This is a genomic window from Agrobacterium sp. ST15.13.013 (assembly GCF_027956525.1).
Lineage (GTDB): Bacteria > Pseudomonadota > Alphaproteobacteria > Rhizobiales > Rhizobiaceae > Agrobacterium > Agrobacterium salinitolerans.
Map to the genome: position 1 here is coordinate 1 of NZ_JAQKGP010000108.1, position 418 is coordinate 418.

Genomic DNA, 418 nt, shown 5'->3' on the forward strand with positions numbered 1-418 from the left:
GCTTCGCATTTTGCATCGACACGATGGTCCGGAAAGACTTGATATTTCCCGAGGCAAAAAAGAGTTCACGGGTTAGCGCTTCGTATTCCGCCATATCACGGACGTTGATCACGAGCAGGAAATCGAAGTCGCCAGTGACATAGTAGACCTGCTGCACTTGCGGACAGGTTACGAAACGCTGTTTATCCTCCTCAAGCAGATCGAGACGTTCATTCTCAATGGTCACCTGCACCATAATGGTGATTGGTCTTCCCACTTTACTGGCGTCCACTAAGCTAACACTGCCTTTAATCGCCCCTGCATCCTCCAGTGCAGCGATACGCCGATTGACTGCCGAAGGAGACAAGCTGATCCGATCGGCGATCTCCCGTTGCGACAAGCGATTATTACGCTGCAAGAGCGTAAGAATTTTTTTATC

General features: G+C 50.0%; 1 protein-coding gene. It reads right to left on the bottom strand.

Going from position 1 to position 418, the window contains the following annotated elements:
* Positions 1 to 418: Lrp/AsnC family transcriptional regulator (locus PL597_RS26105; protein WP_333781952.1), on the bottom strand; the 418-nt coding region annotated here is incomplete at both ends.